The following is a 16465-nucleotide window of genomic DNA, read 5'->3' on the forward strand; positions in this document are numbered from 1 at the left end:
GACGAACGGTGGATCAACGGACGGCCAGCCATATGATGGCGCCTGAGATCGGCAATAGCCAGGCGAGATGAAGCGCTATGCGAGGCACGTAGCGCAGTACGAGGACAAGCGCTTGCGCGGCGGCGGTCAGGACCCCCAGCCATGCCACTACGCCGATCGGGCCGCCCCAATGCCGGATGCAGGCCGCCAGCGCGAGACAGAGCAGGATCGAGGCCACGGCTTGCAGGGTACGGTTGACCGGCCTGCGCAGCGTGGTGCCGGTCAAGGTTTCCTGGTGGCGGCTCATCGTCATGCTCAATACGGCAAACCCGCCAATGGCGGGTGTCAGGGCCAGGGCGAGCGCGATGGCGTCGTTCATCGTGATTCGGACGCGGAGCGCGCCGGTAAATGGGGGAGTGCCGAGCTTGCGGGCCGCCGGCCTTCGGTTGCGTTAGGGCCTGATAACGCCTCGTGGCGATCGGTTTGATTGGCACGTGCCATGCGGTCTAGGTCCGGTCCGGATGATTTTTTGACCAGGAACCATGCCATGGCACCAAGCACCGCCGCGGCAGCCAGCAGCGCGATATCGAAGCCTGGCATGACCCAGGCACCGACGGTCAAGCGATCAATGACCGGTAGCAACGTGAACGCCATGGCACCTGCAACGCTTTGCATGATCCATCCAGCGCGGCCGCGACATAGAAAGGCATGCATTGCGGCAACGGCCCAGACCGCAAAGAACGCCTGGATTTCCAGTGCGGCCCGATGCGCTTGCAGCGCCGGAATCAACCGATTGGCATAGAAGAAGCCGGCCATGGCCAGGGGCAACCCTCCGATCGTGGCAAGATTCAGCCGTTCCACGAACCACAGCCCGAGGTGAAAACGATTGCCGTGCGACAGGCGTTTCTGACGCTGCTTGTTGGTCCATATGATCAGCCCGCTGGCGACCATCAATGTACCGGCCAGACCCGACAGGAAGAACACCGCGCGTAGCCCCGGTGATGCGAACCGCGCTTCGTGGAGGCCATACATGACGCCCACCGTGTCGGCCACGGCGTTGTCAGCGTCATACGTGGTCACCGTCTTGCCGTGGACATCGAACGTGATGGATTGGGGAGCGGCCGACAGGCGAGCGTCACTGCCGCGACTGACTTTGATTTGTGCGGCGGCGTCACCGGGGTTGTCGATGACTATCGTCGCGGCCTCGTGCTCGCCGAAGCGCGTCATGGCGTGTTCCAACAGCGGCGCGATTGGCGGCAGCGGCGCGGCTTGTCCGGATGCCATGCCGGCCAACCTAAAGTCGTAGGCCTCGCTATAGAACGGAAGCATGCCGTCTTGCGCCGCATAGCGCTCTTGCAGCCCCCATGGCATCAGCATCGTCATCAATGTTGCCAAGCCAGTATAGGTGATCATCAGGTGATAGGGCAGCGCCAGCACTCCCGTCACGTTGTGCGCATCGAGCCAGGAGCGTTGTCCCTTACGCGGCCGAAACGTGAAGAAGTCGACGAAGATGCGTCGGTGCGTGACAATGCCGCTGATAATGGCAACCAGCATGAACATCGCGCAGATGCCGATGATCCAACGGGCAACACCGATGGGCAGGTAATGCAACTGGAAGTGGAAGTCATAGAAAAAATCCCCACCTTCCGTTTGGCGCGGCGTCAGCCCCTTGACGCCCGGAAGGATGCGGGAATGATAGCCGTCAGGGCCTTCCCATGACACGGTGGCGTTGGTCACGCCGCTACCCGGCAGGGCAATCGTCCAGCGCGTCGCGGCGGCGGCGTGACGGGTGAGCCAGCGCGTTGCTTGCGTGGTCACCTGCAGTTGTGCCTGCTGGTTCATCGGTCGCGTGACATGACTATCGGCAGTCGACGTGACCGGGTCGCCATGCACCGGCGTGGTTGCCGGCAGCAGTCGCTCGGGTTGCATCCAGTTCGTGATGGTCGTGCGGTAATACGACGCCGTACCCAAGGCGAATACGGTGAACAATATCCACCCCACGAGCAACCCGGCCCAGGTATGTAGCCAGGCCATCGATTGCCGGAAGCCGCGTGGCTTTTCTCCGCCGGCGGCCGCTGCCGCTTTCGGTTTCTTGCTCATCGCGGGTCGCGCCGTTGATGCATCATGGGTCATCGGAGCAGGTGCAACAGCGCGAACAACAGGGCGCACGCGACCACCACGCCTACGCAGGCACGTGCGGCAGATCGGGCTGCAAATACGCAGACGACGACGCAGGCCATCACGGCGAAACTCGCGACCATCCCCAATGCAACGGCATCGCCGCGCGGCAACCCGCCCCAATGGGCAAGGCACGCGGCGCTCAGCGCGGCAATGGCGTATCCGCCACCGACCGCAGCGATCATGCGTGCCACCACGCCGATACGATAGTGCGGCGTGATGCCGGCCGGACGCGTGGACGGCGGGGGGCGGCCGGTGGACGGGCGAGATTGGGACAAGGCGATCCGACTCCTGGCGAGATGGCAGCACCGGCCGACCGCAGGCCAGGGTTGCTGTATAAGAAAATGAGAATTATTACCGTTTGACGTGGTGCGATCAAGTAAAAGGCGACGTGATGCGACCAGAGGCCGCGAAATCGTCGTCCTCGCCGTGCCCTGGCGAATGGTCCCGTGGGTGTTGCAAGCGGAATGCCGCCGCAGCACCATTCAGCCCGTATCCCCCTTGGCCTGAAGGCTGTAGCGCTTCAGCTTTTCGTACAGTGTGGCTTTCGGTAACTGCAGGGCGGCGGCAGTGGCGCTGACCGAGCCCTTGTTTTCACGCAACGCGTCGGCGATAACAGCACTTTCGAACATCTCGGTGCGCTCTTTCAAGGACAAGGCCGGATCTTGCGCGGCATCGGTGGTCGGTCCGTCCGGAATACCCAATACGAAACGTTCCGCCGCGTTGCGCAACTCGCGCACATTGCCAGGCCAGTCCCGCTGGATCAAGCCTGCGCGTCGTTGTTCGGCGGCCACCGGAACGGGCCTTTGGTAGCGCACCGCTGCCTCCAGCACGAAATAGTCGAACAGGGGGCCGATATCGTCGCGCCGCGCGTTCAGGGACGGCAAGGGAATCGTTACCACGTTCAATCGATACAGCAGATCGCTGCGGAATGTGCCCGTGGCCACAAGCGTTGCCATGTCGCCTTTGGCCGCGGCGATGATGCGGCAATCCACGCGTATCGGATCGTTCGCGCCCAGCCGTTCGATCAGGCCGTCTTCCAATACCCGCAGCAGCTTGACCTGCGATGCGGGAGACATGCTTTCGATTTCATCGAGAAAAAGCGTACCGCCGGAGGCGTGTTCGAGCTTGCCGATGCGCCGCCGCACCGCACCTTGAAACGCGCCAGGCTCATAGCCGAACATCTCGGTTTCAAATAGCGCTTCGGGCAACGCGCCGCAGTTCAGTGCGATAAACGGGCGTTCCGCCCGCGGCGATAGCGCGTGCAATCGCCGCGCGACCACCTCCTTGCCCGTGCCGGTGTCACCCTGTATGAGCACGGGGACATCGGTGTCCGCTACATTGGCGATCAATTCCCGCACGCGGGTCATGGCAATGCTTTGTCCCACCAGCCGAGCACCGACGGGATCGTTGACCATCAATTGACGGCGCAGGGCCTGATTTTCAAGCCATAGCTGTCGGTGCGCCAGTGCGCGCCGGACCGTTTCGACAAGCCGCTCGGCAGAGAACGGTTTTTCGATGAAATCGTAGGCTCCGTCACGCATCGCCTGTACGGCCATGGTGATATCGCCATGGCCGGTGACAAGGATCACCGGGACATCCGGTGCCCGTTCACGGCATGCCGCCAACAAGTCCAGCCCACTGAGTCCGGGAAGTTTGACGTCACAAACGACGATGCCGGCCAAGGTCGCGTCGATGCGCGCCAGCGCGCTTTCCGCATTGGCGAAACCGCTGACGTCGAAGCCGGCCAATTGCAGGCTCTGCATATTGGCTCGGCGAACGAACTCGTCGTCTTCCACAAATAGTACTGTCAGACCGTCTTGCATCATTTCACTTGGTATCGGGGGCATCGGCCACATCGACGACACGCCGCAGTGTCAGTACAAAAATCGCGCCGTGCATGTCGCCACCGTGTTGATTGGCCGGCCGATTCGAGGCATGCAATGTGCCGCCGTGCTCGGAGGCAATGGCGGCGCAGATGGCCAGCCCTAATCCCATGCCTTCACCGTTCTCCTTGGTGGTGTAGAACGGTTCGAACAAATGCGGCAAGTGTTCGTCATCGATGCCAGGTCCATTATCTTGAATAACGATCCGCACATGTGCCGGGGTGATTGTCGTGACGATATCGATCGATGGATCGGGGTGACCGCGTAGTGCATCCACCGCGTTGCCTATTACATTGATCAGCAGTTGTTCCAGCCGTAACTGGTCGCAACGTGCAACCCAGTCCGGGGCGCCCGATTGCGCTTCACCATGACGGGTGTCGAGCGGTAGCGGCATGAGGCCGTCATGAATGACCGGCGTGTGCGGAGCGTGATCGTCGAGCACGCACACCGGATCGTACCAGACGCTCACCCGCACGGTTTGCAGCCGTGCCTCTAGCAACATCAACGCATTGGCGATCGCGCGCGGTAGCGGCGCGCTCGTGTCGCGCGGTCGCGCTTTCGTGATGAACAGTTTCAGTTGATTGGTGATGCGCCCCATCCGTTCCGTCAGCGCGCCAATCGCGCGCAGATTCTCTTGCGCCGCTTCTTGCTGGCCTCGTTGCAACAAGATTTGCGTGTTGTCGGAGAATGTCCGCAACGCCGCCAGCGGCTGGTTAAGTTCGTGGGTAATGCCCGCCGCCATCTGCCCAAGGGCGGCGAGTTTGCTGGTCTGCATCAGCTCGCGATGCGCACTGCGCAGTTCCTGTTCGGCGCGCGTACGCTCGGAGACTTCCGTCTGCAATAGCGCGTTCGCGGCCGAAAGGTCGGCGGTACGTTCGGCTACACGTCGGTTCAACTCTGCATAGGCCGCACGCAGCAGGGTCCCGCTGCGTATCATGTCCCGCACGCGCGCCCGGCGGATGTGCAAATAGAAACCCAGCAAGTAAAGGCAGATGCCACTGAACGCGGTGATCACCGTCGCATCGTTCGCGTTCGCGATGACCGGGTCCAGCGACGTGAACGTGGTCAACTCCCAATGCGGCTCGGCCAGGCGGCTCCGGCTCGCCAGATAGCGGGCGTTCGGGCCGATATGGACCAACTCGGTGTCGTTGCTCAGGACGCGGTCGACGACAACTGGCAGCGCCGGTAAGGGTTGCGTTGCGTATTGTCGTGACATCCTGATGGACTCGCGGATCGGCGTGCTGAGGGGTTGCACGGTATGGTATTTCCAGTCCGGTTCCGATGACAGGAAAATCACGCCGTGTTCATCGGTTGCGATCAAGGGATCCTGTGTATCAGTCTGCTCGAACCACTGGAGATCCAGTTTCACCGCCGCCACGCCGAGGATCGGTCCGCTGTGCGCGTCGTCGGGGTCGACTGACGCGCTGGGCGCCCGGATAGGTTGCGACACGTAATAACCGGGTTCGCCATTGCTCGTGCCGATGGCGAAGAAGCGACCGGTGCGCCCCTTCAGTGCATCGGTGAAATAGGGGCGGAAAGTGTAGTGCAAGCCGATGAATCCGTTGGGCTGGTCCCAATTGCTCGCCGTGACGCACACGCCGCTGGCGTCGATCACATACGTCGCGTTGGCCTTCGCTTCGTGATTCACCCGCTTTAGGAAAGCATTGGCACGCGCGACCGCCGCCTGCCTGGCGGGACTGCCCGGCGGACTGGCAAGCAGTGTCTCAATATACGGGTGCGTGGAAACGAGATAAGGCAGTAGCGCGTACCGGTCCAGTGTCGCCTTCAGGTTGGCGTTGACGCGCTCCGCGCGGAACGTCGCGCGCTCGCGCAATGCATCGATGCCGCGGTGCCAACTGATCGACCACGTTGCCGTGCACGCTACCGCCAGCAGGAGCAGCAGCACCAGCAGGACAGTGATGTGGAAACGGCGCTGCGGTGCGCGAGACCGGATGAAGGGCACCGGCAAGCCGGCGCTTTCAGGAGAGGAGGACGGGCGCATGGCGATGGACGTCAAAGGAGGGCGCCCACCCGGCGCCGACGCCGTTCCGGCGTCATCGACCACGGAAGGGTCGGCAGGCGTCAGGCGCGCTGTGTCGCCGTTTCGTGCTTCAGTTCCCGATTCAATGTCTCGCGGTCCAGTTCCTTTTCCCATGCCGATACGACGATCGTTGCCACCCCGTTGCCGACGATGTTCGTCAACGCGCGGCACTCACTCATGAAGCGATCGATACCGAGGATCAGTACCATGCCGGACAGCGGGATGGTCGGCACCACGGCGAGCGTTGCGGCCAAGGTGATGAAGCCTGCGCCGGTGACTCCGCTGGCGCCCTTGGAGGTCAGCATCGTCACCGCGAGCAGCGTCAACTGCTGGCCCCAGCTCAGATCGGTGTTTGTCGCCTGTGCGATGAACAGCACGGCCATCGTCATGTAGATGTTGGTGCCATCCAGGTTGAACGAGTAGCCGGTGGGCACCACCAAGCCGACGACCGAGCGTGAACAGCCCAGGCGTTCGAGTTTCTGCATCAGTTGCGGCAACGCCGCTTCCGACGAGCTCGTGCCCAGCACGATCAGCATTTCTTCCTTGATATACGCAACGAAGCGTATCACGCTGAAACCGACGGCGCGCGCAATCGCACCCAGCACGACCAGTACGAACAGTATCGATGTCAGGTAGAACGTGCCCATCAGCTTCAGCATCGGGATCAGCGACGCCACGCCGTATTTGCCGATCGTGAACGCCATTGCGCCGAATGCACCGATCGGGGCGACTTTCGTAATGATACGGACGATGCCGAAGAAAACGGCCGAAAACTTCTCGACCAGTTCGGTCAAGGCATGTCCCTTTTCGCCTGCCGCCGCGAGTGCGCTGCCGAACAGGATGGCCACCAGCAGGATTTGCAGCACCTCACCTTGTGAGAACGCCGATACCAGGGTGTCGGGGATGATGTGCAGGAGGAAGTCCGTCGTGGTTTGGCCATGCGCCTTGGCCGCATAGGAAGCCACCGCCGCGCCATCGATCGTCTTCGGATCGACGTTGAAGCCAACGCCTGGGCGCAGGATGTGCGTTGCCGCCAGGCCGATCACCAAGGCGAAGGTAGAGACCACTTCGAAGTACAGCAAGGCCTTACCACCGACGCGACCGACTTTCTTCATGTCGCGCATGCCGGCAATACCGGTCACAACCGTACAGAAGATCACGGGACCAATGATCATCTTGATCAGTTTGATGAAACCGTCCCCGAGCGGCTTCATATCAACGGCCAGGTTGGGTGAATAATGGCCCAGCAGTATGCCGATCACGATGGCGACCAGTACCTGGACATACAGGACTTTGTAGAACGGTTGTTTCACGACAACTCCAATGAGGTCAATAGGCGCTGAGTCCACCGCGCGTCCGGATGGTTCCCCGGTTGCCGCTGCGTTTCGGGCGCTGCCACTGAATGGAACGGGCCATGGGGGCGTTGTCCCAAAAAACCGCATTACCCAATGGCGCGGCGCTATTTGAACAAACGTTATGGTATTTCACGAATCGGGCTAAACCCTTGTCACATCGAACATTTAATGCATAAATGCCACTTTTTTTACGGTTTTTCGGAAATCCATCGATGATTGGTTCTGGAAAGTCGGAAAATGTAACTGCTTCGGCAATCAGGTGCGTCCGACAATTTCTCCACGGGTCGGAAGTCAAACGAGAGCCAAACGGGTAAACTCGCTGTTCGTGTTGCTGCGCACCTTCGTGCTGCCTCGCGGTCCCGTCGCCCACCGTCACATGGTTGCCGCGTCTTCCGCTACGTCTCTCTGTCGCATGTTCAAAGTCGTTCTTGGTCTTTTTGGCCTATCCGCCGTGTTTTTCCTGCCGTTCCTATGGCATCTGGGTCGTTTTATCCTGGGTGCCATGCGCGGCGATGCGCGCTATGGCGCCGCTGCAGTGATACGCCTCGCGTCGACGCTGATCCTCACGGTACTCAGCGCCAGTATCGTCGATGGCTTGTTGCGCGGTCCCGGTGCCGGATCGGTCGGCCAGGGCAGTGCTGTCTGGCTCAGCATCGTATTAAGCCGCCCCGGGGCGCTTGCCGTCAGTCTCGGAGTCTGGATCACCATGCTGCCTTGGTCTCTCGGTTTGGGGTGGCGTCGTACAGCGACCGCGATCGTGCGTTTAGCTGGCTCGCTAGGCATCGGGGCGCCGGCGGGCGTGCAGGCATGGGCTGAGCGCGGTGGGGGGGATTCGGAGAGGGAGCACCCGTCCCCGCATGGTGCGCGCGCCGCGGGAAGGGGGGCTGCCGGCATTGGGATGGCAGCCGCCACAACTGCAAACATGCCTCCTATCGGCGTTGGATCAACGGCATTGTCCGGTTCGAAAAGTCTCGGGGTGTTTGGCGCTAGCACCAAGCATGGCGGCTTTGATAGCGGCACCGTGGGATCGACCGCGTCGTCGGGCGGGCGCACGGTTGCATCGCCGGTTCCGCCGGGCGTGTATGACTGGCGTCGCGCGGCACAGCAGTCGGCGCGGGGCAAGGATGCCGCGGGGCGTCGTACCGGTGCGAGCAAATTGCAACCGTGGGCACCAGGCGCCACGGCCGCGCGAGGTCAGGCGGTGAAGCATGGTGCACGTAATGGGTATGGTGCGGCGACACTCACATCGATGCAACCGATGCCGTTGCCATCGAACCCCGCCGTAAGCCGATACGGCGAACCGCAACGCGCGGCCGCGCCTGCGCATTTCACGCCACCGGGAAGCGGTATGCGGGCAGATGCCGGCAAGTCGTCCGAGTCCGGGACGTCGAAGGCGAAATCGCTGGTGGGCAAGCCGACGACGCTAGCGACTGTCGGGAACGCCAGTGTGGCAAACGGCAAGGCCGTGGGCGGGCCGGTCGACGCATCAGGCCGCGTGCTGCCCGGGCTTGGGGTGCCATCGCGTTCATCCATGGGGCCGACCACCGCCCAGTCGGCCGTGGCGGGTGTCCCATTATCCGCCGAAGTACGACGTGAGCCCACCTGGCGTCCACCGATCATGGTCCACCAGGACGGCGTCACGGCGTTCCGGAAAGGTACCGTGCCTGCTGTGAGTACAGGGTCCGAAGCAGTAGGGGTGCGGCCCGTGGATGCAACGATCCGTGAGAATGTGTCCGCGGTTGCGCCGCATGCCGCAGCCGGGGACACGGTTGCCGCACGGCCAGATCAGAAACGTGAGCCTGGTTTTGGCGGCATGACGGTCGGTGCGTCGGCGCCATTCTCTTCGGACGGGGACGAGGCCGATGCGCGCGTGCCATACGTCTGGATCAGTCCGCCGGATGATGAGCCGACGGTGTCATCGTCCGAAAGGGCTGGGAGCGCATCGGCTCCTGCCAGGGCGTCGCCTGTCAATGTATCGCCCTCGCCGCTCGCCGGATCTGTTCCAACGTCGACGCCGACCGGCTCGTCTTATTTGCGTTCGTCAGAGGTGCCGACGTCCGCGATAGCGCCGACAACAGCCGATGCGGCATCCGACGATGCGCACGGTGATTGGGAAAATCCACGCGAATCGGACGCTGTCAGTCGACCGCTGTCTATACCCGAGCCTGTGAGCCAGGTGTTCGCACCGCGCTCGTCCGACCCCGAGGTAACGATGTCGCGCGCGTCCACCGATACGCGCATCGACGTGCCACCGCGGGATGAGCCGGACGTTCCTGCCGCACCTGATGTTGACACTGCGTTGGATGTCACCGGGGTTGTCGATGCGGCAGCTTCCCTCGCGAGCGATCCCGGCGCGACCGATTGGCGAGGCCGTGTTGCCGCGGCGGCGCCTGGCATCGCGCGCGTGGTGCGTCCTGCCGGCGAAGCGCATGACGAAGAGCGTGGCGACGCCGACCTTGAAAATAGAGCGGCGTTGACGCCGGCCCTTGCCGCCCGAGGCGGACTGCCTGAGGCTGTCAATGCCGCCTCGTTCGATGCGGCGGCTATTCAGGCCGCCAATGCAGCGGCATTGGCGGCGCGTGGCGGGCTGTCCACGAATGGTGCGGCGGTCTTACCTGCCGCGCCTGCAGCAGATCCAGCGCCGCGCGCTGCGACGATCGATGCTTTTTCGAGCCTGTTGCCGGAAGCGCCACGGGTGGAATTGCCGGGACTGGACCTATTGGAAGCACCGGCCGAAGCGGTCGAACAGGCGTCCGATGAAACGTTGCATGAGACGGCGCAACTGATCGAACAGCGCTTGCGCGAATTCAAGGTGCCGGTGACCGTGGTCGGTGCCTCCGCCGGACCGGTCATCACGCGTTTCGAGGTCGAGCCGGCAACGGGCGTGCGCGGCAGCCAAATCGTCAATCTGATGAAGGATCTGTCACGCGGTCTGGGACTGACATCCATCCGCGTGGTGGAGACCATCCCTGGCAAGACCTGCATGGGTCTCGAATTACCGAATACACGGCGTCAGATGATTCGCTTGTCGGAAATCCTCGCCGCCGATGTTTACCAGCGGCATGATTCGCCGTTGGCAATTGCCATGGGAAAGGACATCACCGGGGCGCCGGTCGTCGTGGACCTGGCCCGGGCGCCGCATATGCTCGTGGCCGGTACGACCGGTTCGGGTAAATCGGTGGCCGTCAACGCGATGATCCTGTCGCTGCTGTACAGGGCGACGCCTGAAGCATTACGGATGATCATGATCGATCCGAAGATGCTGGAACTCTCGGTGTACGAGGGTATTCCGCATTTGCTCGCGCCCGTGGTCACCGATATGAAGCTGGCCGCCAACGCGCTCAACTGGTGCGTGGGGGAAATGGAGAAGCGCTATCGTCTCATGTCAGCGGTCGGGGTGCGTAATCTGGCGGGGTACAACCAGAAGATCCGGGCCGGTATCGCCTCTGGGAATCGCGTGAAGAATCCTTTCTCGTTGACGCCTGATGCCCCCGAACCGTTGCCGCCGCTGCCGATGATCGTCGTCGTCATCGATGAGCTGGCGGATCTGATGATGGTCGCCGGCAAAAAGGTCGAGGAGTTGATCGCCCGTCTCGCGCAAAAGGCACGGGCATCCGGTATCCACCTCGTGCTGGCGACCCAGCGTCCTTCGGTCGACGTCATCACGGGGCTGATCAAGGCCAACATTCCTACCCGTGTGGCGTTCCAGGTCTCGTCGAAGATTGATTCGCGGACGATCCTCGATCAAATGGGGGCCGAGAGTCTGCTCGGGCAGGGCGATATGTTGTTCTTGCCGCCGGGAAGTGGTGACCCGCAGCGTGTGCATGGCGCGTTCGTCGCGGACGAGGAAGTGCATCGTGTCGTCGAATATCTGAAACAGTTCGGCGAGGCCAATTACGAGGACAGCATTCTCGAAGGGCCTGGCACGGAGGGCGCGTCCGGCGACGGGGAAAGCGGTACCGGCGATACCGAGGCGGACCCGCTGTACGATGAAGCGGTCGCCTTCGTCATCCGTTCGCGCAAGGCCTCGATCTCGGCAGTGCAGCGGCAACTGCGGATTGGCTATAACCGCGCCGCTCGGCTCGTCGAGCAGATGGAGAGCGCGGGGATCGTGTCGTCTATGGGTCATAACGGCAGCCGCGACGTGCTGGTGCCGGAGGGGTCGGCATGACGCCTGTCCCGCGCATCGCGTTGCGCGACGCACCTTACGGCATGCGGGATGCCGGCCCGCCTCGTACGGTCCCAGGTGTGATCTTGAAAGGTTGCGCGCGATGAGTTTGCGCTTCGACGAATTGGACGACATCGATCTCGGACTGCTGTCCCTGCTGCAGGCCAATGCACGGGAATCCGCTGCTGACCTGGGGCGCAAGCTGGGTGTCGCGCGCACCACGGTGTTGTCGCGTATCACCCGTCTGGAACGTCATGGCATCATTGCGGGGTATGGGGTGCGTTTGGGAAAGGATATCGACGTCCACGCACTGCAAGCGCATGTAGGCATCGTCGTACAGGCGAAGTCCGGCCGGAATGTGTTGAAACAGCTTGAGCGGATGCCGGAAATTACGCTGCTCTGCGCGGTGAGCGGTGAGTTCGACTATGTGGCTTGGGTGCGTGCCGGTTCACCGGAAAGGCTTGACACCCTGCTGGACAACATCGCGGAAATCGAAGGCGTGGCTCGCACGACGACCTCGATTATCCTGGCGCGAAAGATCGAGCGTTAATACGGGCTTCGCTGTGCTACGCTAGGAAGAAGATGCAGGAGGCCAGAGCATGACCCCATTCGATGTAATCAGGATGTTCGAGCGCCGCTTCGCAAACGATCAGGCGCCTTTGGTCGATGATGCAATCTCCGATCTTGCGACCTGGATCGCCGAGAATAAAGACAAGCTTTCCCTCGAAGACGTCCAGTGTCTGCTGAACGTCGGGGCGACCTTGTTTGAAAAAGGCATGGATGCGCGGATGGAGCGTCCGGGACCTGCGTCGCGTGTCACTGCCGAGTTGATGGAACAGCTTCGTACGCGCCGCTGAACGCCCCCGCTGTTTTTCCCGGCGACCGTCGCGTCGCACTGCTGGCGCAGCCGGCCCGGAAACACGCTTCACGATGTAAACCGGTCGCTCGTTCGAGCGTATTCCGTGCGCCTATTTTCTTTCCAATGACTACCCGTTTTGCCTCGCCGATCAATATCGTCTTGTTCTGTCGGCGGCACAGCAAGACATCGATCAATTGACGAATTTCGATCCGTTTCTGACAAAACGTCGATGTTAGTCGTCGAAATGGCGAGAAGTACTCGTCTATTCGTCAATTTCAGCATTTTTTCCGTCAATGTTTCTCCGTAGAATGAAGTCATCCAGTCGTGTCGGCCCGTAAGTCGGTCCTATACAGGCTTCATCACTCCTTGACCCGAAAAATGGAGAACGCCATGAAGATCGCATTGTTGGGCGCGGGCCACATCGGCATGACGATTGCGCGGTTGCTGCAGGACAGCGGTGACTATCAGGTGACGGTGGCGGACCGGGATGAGACGGCCTTGGGCGCGTTCGCGGACACCAACGTCGGCACGACGGTAATCGACGTTTCGGATGGAACCGCGGTGACGGGCTTTGCGCGAGAGCACGACGCCGTTATCAATGCGTTGCCGTTTTCCTTGGCGATCACCGCCGCGCACGCGGCGGCGGCAGCGGGTGCGCACTACTTCGATCTTACCGAGGACGTGCAGGCGACCCGCGCCATTCGTGCGCTTGCGCGTGATGCGACGACCGCCTTCATGCCGCAATGCGGACTGGCACCCGGCTTTATCGGCATCGCGGCGCACAGCTTGAGTCGTCGATTCGATGTGGTGCACGATATCAAGATGCGCGTCGGCGCGTTGCCGCAGTTTCCGACCAACGCGTTGAAATACAACCTCACGTGGAGCATAGACGGGCTGATCAACGAATATCGGCACCCGTGTGCAGCCATTCGCGATGGCATCCTGACCGACGCGGCACCGATGGAAGGGCTGGAGCATTTTTCGCTCGATGGCGTGGAATACGAAGCCTTCAACACGTCAGGCGGACTCGGAACGCTTTGCGAAACGCTTGCGGGCAAGGTCCGGACGCTCGACTATAAATCAGTTCGCTACCCTGGACATTGCGCATTGATGCGCTTCTTGTTGGACGATATGAAGCTGTCGCAAAAACCGGCGGCATTGAAGGCGCTATTGCAGGACGCGGTGCCGGCAACCGAGCAGGATATCGTGCTGGTCTTCGTGGCGGTCAATGGAATACGCAACGGGCGTTACATGGAGCAGATCTTTACGCGCAAGATCGTCGCGCGGCATTGCCAGGAGGGATGGTTTGGTTCGGGCGCGACGGCGGTGAGCACCGATGCGCCATCGGGTCATTCGATGAGCGCCATCCAGATCACGACCGCGGCGGGTGTCTGCGCGGCGGTGGATCTTTTCCGGCGAAAACTATTGCCACAATCGGGTTTCATTGCGCAAGAGCAGGTCGATCTGGACGTGTTCCTCGCGAATCGATTCGGTGCCGCCTACGATCTTGCGAGTATCGGCAACGATATGCGCGCGGCGAACAATGGCGTGAATATGGCGGCGAGTGACGGCAATCGGACGGCCACTGCAGCCATCACGGGAAGCCATGAAGGTATCACGTGCTTTGCCGCATAGACTTGGCGCGCGTCCACCGATGTCCTCTCTCCATCCCCTTTGCACAGCTGCCTTTTCCGGCATCAGTCCGGATAGGCCGGTGGCGGCACGTGCGTTGTCGGCAAGGCGTCGACGGCGGCCTGCAACATTTTGCGCAGCAGCGGTTGCAGGCGTGCCGCGATGGCGGGCGCGTAGTCATAGGGTGCGTCTTCGTGCATGTAGGTCGACCAGCATTTCTCCAACTGCACCGTGTGCACACCCTGGTCAGGCTTGCCGTAATGGCGTGTGATGTAGCCGCCCTTGAAGCGCCCGTTCAGTATCGACGTATAGGCACCGTCTGATCCCGCCGCGTGCATCACCGCATCGGATACCGATGTCGCCGCGCTACGACCATCGGCCGTACCCAGATTCAAATCCCATAGCTTGCCATCGAACAGGCGTGGTAGATGGCTTTTGATCGAGTGTCCTTCCCACACCACGATGTGTGGATGCCGTTCGCGCAGACGGGTAATTTGCTGCATCAAGGTATGGTGATACGGGTGCCAATATTCGTTCACCCGCGCTGCTTTTTGCGCGGCGTCGGGCGCCTGGCCTGGCAGGTAGATGTCCTCGCCAAGAAATGTTTCCGTCGGGCACAGGCCGGTGGTGACCTTCCCCGGGTAGAGGCTTTCGTCGTTGCGCGGGCGGTTCAGGTCGATGACATAGCGGGAGTATTCCCCACACAATATCGTGGCGCCCATCTCCCGGGCGAAATCGTACAACCTATCCAGATGCCAGTCGGTGTCTTGAACCGTCAGACCGGCAGCCGAATATACGGGCTTCAGCACTTCCGGGATCGTTGTACCCACGTGGGGAATGGAAATCAGCAAGGCGCTGTCGCCTTGGTGCAACGTATAGCCAGTCTTCATGAGCTTTCAAACGGTGTGGCACGAGCAAATCGCATAGCGCATCATAACCCGGTGACGACGGAGGACGGCATCCGACAATATCTGAATGGCAAAGCACGCATTTTGTTTTTAGTGCGCGGCAGCGGTCCTTCGACGTTATCATCCCTGCAACACGCCCTTACTCACTTACGTAAAAACAACGTAACGCAACTACGTCGCCTTATCGGAGCGCCCAACGAAACGATGTCCCTTTCTTCCTCTCCCGTGTCATCGCTGCCCCATTCATTCGCGGCGACGCCGTCGTCGCCTGCCAGCGAGGCATGCTGTTCCCGGATTTTGAGAAAGGCGCGCATTTGCTGGCGTGCCTGCTGTTGACTTGATGCATTTACTTGAAAACAAGGAAACGCCGAATCATGCGTGAGAGGTGGTCGTGCCTGATTACACAACCGGTCCATCCCATCGGGTGGGAATTACTGGCGGCGGCGGGCATTGCGGTACGACAGGCAAGCGCCACGACAATGCACGGTATCGCGGGGGAAATCGCCGACGCCGACGCCGTCATTACCCGCGATGCCGGGATGCCGGCATGGGTTCTGGATCACGCGCCGCGGTTGCGGGTCGTCGGCAACCATGGCGCGGGTACGAATAAAGTGGATGTCGCGCATGCCACGCATTGCGGCATTGCGGTGACGAACACGCCGGGCGCGAATGGGCGATCCGTTGCCGAACATGCGATGGCGCTGTTGCTCGCGGTGGCGCGCAAGGTGCCGCAAGCGCATCATGCCAGCCGTAGTGGTGACTGGCAGTTCCGTTTTTCGCACACCATGCATGAATTGTACGGCAAGGTTCTTGGGATAGCCGGATTTGGGGCGATTGGCAGCGCGTTTGCCAATATAGCGCGTCATGGCTTCGGCATGCGCGTTTGCGTCTGGTCTCCCAGTCTGGATGCCACGCGGCGTGCGCAGCTTGCCACCGACGGTATGGAATGGGTCGAGACGCTGCCGGAACTGCTGGAGCGTGCGGACGTCGTCAGCCTGCATCGCCCCGCACGTGCGGATACCGTGCATATGATCAATGCCGCCACGCTGGCGCTGATGAAGCCGTCGGCCATTCTGCTCAACACCTCGCGCGGGACGCTGATCGATGAAGCTGCTCTGGCGGAGGCGTTGCGGATGGGACGCCTGTTCGGCGCGGGTCTCGATGTCTTCGAACAGGAGCCGCCGCCTGCGGATTCACCGTTACTTGCATTGTCGCCCGAGACCAACCTTGTTTGCGCCCCTCACATCGGTGGCGCCACGCAGGAAGCATTGGTCGCGACGATTACCGTTGCCGTAGAACAGGTTGTCGCCGTATTGCGTGACGAACGGCCGCGACATCTGGTGAATCCGGAAGTGTGGGCGCATCGACGTGCCACGCGAAGCGCTGCCGGCTCACCTCGACAAGACGTGGGCAGTGCCGACACGTGCTGGGGAAAATGACAACTTCGACGCGTTGCAAG

General features: G+C 61.6%; 13 protein-coding genes. 5 read left to right on the forward strand and 8 right to left on the reverse strand.

Going from position 1 to position 16465, the window contains the following annotated elements; translation table 11 throughout:
- Positions 1-13: 13 nt before the first annotated feature.
- From WM40_RS06455 to WM40_RS30005, 7 genes are all read right to left on the reverse strand, one after another.
- On the reverse strand, positions 14-358 hold the full coding sequence (locus tag WM40_RS06455; RefSeq protein WP_024903996.1) for a DUF3325 domain-containing protein: 345 nt from the start codon (positions 356-358) through the stop codon (positions 14-16).
- Complete coding sequence (locus WM40_RS06460; RefSeq protein WP_046152547.1) at positions 355-2079, reverse strand: PepSY-associated TM helix domain-containing protein; 1725 nt, start codon at positions 2077-2079, stop codon at positions 355-357. Before WM40_RS06460 ends, WM40_RS06455 begins: the two co-directional genes overlap by 4 nt.
- Before the next feature lie 29 nt (positions 2080-2108).
- Positions 2109-2435 carry a DUF3649 domain-containing protein gene (locus WM40_RS06465; RefSeq protein ID WP_024903998.1) on the reverse strand — a complete coding sequence of 109 codons (327 nt, stop codon included), beginning with the start codon at positions 2433-2435 and terminating at the stop codon, positions 2109-2111.
- A gap of 207 nt (positions 2436-2642) precedes the next feature.
- Complete coding sequence (locus WM40_RS06470; RefSeq protein ID WP_046152548.1) at positions 2643-3983, reverse strand: sigma-54-dependent transcriptional regulator; 1341 nt, start codon at positions 3981-3983, stop codon at positions 2643-2645.
- A 4-nt stretch (positions 3984-3987) separates the two neighbouring features.
- Positions 3988-6198: an ATP-binding protein gene (locus WM40_RS06475; RefSeq protein WP_236693416.1), complete on the reverse strand. Its 2211-nt coding sequence runs from the start codon at positions 6196-6198 to the stop codon at positions 3988-3990.
- Complete coding sequence (locus tag WM40_RS06480; RefSeq protein WP_024904001.1) at positions 6126-7397, reverse strand: dicarboxylate/amino acid:cation symporter; 1272 nt, start codon at positions 7395-7397, stop codon at positions 6126-6128. The genes WM40_RS06475 and WM40_RS06480 overlap by 73 nt, the downstream gene beginning before the upstream one ends.
- 16 nt (positions 7398-7413) lie before the next feature.
- On the reverse strand, positions 7414-7734 hold the full coding sequence (locus WM40_RS30005) for a hypothetical protein (protein ID WP_157685078.1): 321 nt from the start codon (positions 7732-7734) through the stop codon (positions 7414-7416).
- Positions 7735-7851: 117 nt separating this feature from the next.
- Here WM40_RS30005 and WM40_RS06485 point away from each other — a divergent pair, with 117 nt between their 5' ends.
- From WM40_RS06485 to WM40_RS06500, 4 genes are all read left to right on the forward strand, one after another.
- Positions 7852-11610 (forward strand): DNA translocase FtsK, encoded by a 3759-nt coding sequence (locus WM40_RS06485; RefSeq protein ID WP_046152498.1) that lies wholly within the window; start codon positions 7852-7854, stop codon positions 11608-11610.
- A 100-nt stretch (positions 11611-11710) separates the two neighbouring features.
- Entirely contained in the window at positions 11711-12157 is a 447-nt protein-coding gene (locus tag WM40_RS06490) for an Lrp/AsnC family transcriptional regulator (protein ID WP_024904003.1), read from the forward strand.
- A gap of 49 nt (positions 12158-12206) precedes the next feature.
- Positions 12207-12464 carry a hypothetical protein gene (locus tag WM40_RS06495; protein ID WP_036010568.1) on the forward strand — a complete coding sequence of 86 codons (258 nt, stop codon included), beginning with the start codon at positions 12207-12209 and terminating at the stop codon, positions 12462-12464.
- Between the two features lie 392 nt (positions 12465-12856).
- Complete coding sequence (locus tag WM40_RS06500; RefSeq protein WP_024904005.1) at positions 12857-14101, forward strand: saccharopine dehydrogenase family protein; 1245 nt, start codon at positions 12857-12859, stop codon at positions 14099-14101.
- Positions 14102-14163: 62 nt separating this feature from the next.
- On the opposite strand, the gene hutG is transcribed toward WM40_RS06500, so the two are convergent.
- The gene (gene hutG, locus WM40_RS06505; protein ID WP_024904006.1) at positions 14164-14988 is read right to left on the reverse strand and encodes an N-formylglutamate deformylase; all 825 of its coding nucleotides are present in this window, start codon (positions 14986-14988) and stop codon (positions 14164-14166) included.
- A 392-nt stretch (positions 14989-15380) separates the two neighbouring features.
- On the opposite strand from hutG, the gene WM40_RS06510 reads away from it, so the two are divergent.
- Positions 15381-16445 (forward strand): hydroxyacid dehydrogenase, encoded by a 1065-nt coding sequence (locus WM40_RS06510; protein WP_024904007.1) that lies wholly within the window; start codon positions 15381-15383, stop codon positions 16443-16445.
- The last annotated feature ends 20 nt before the right edge of the window (positions 16446-16465 follow it).

The sequence above is a fragment of the Robbsia andropogonis genome (assembly GCF_000970345.1).
Lineage (GTDB): Bacteria > Pseudomonadota > Gammaproteobacteria > Burkholderiales > Burkholderiaceae > Robbsia > Robbsia andropogonis.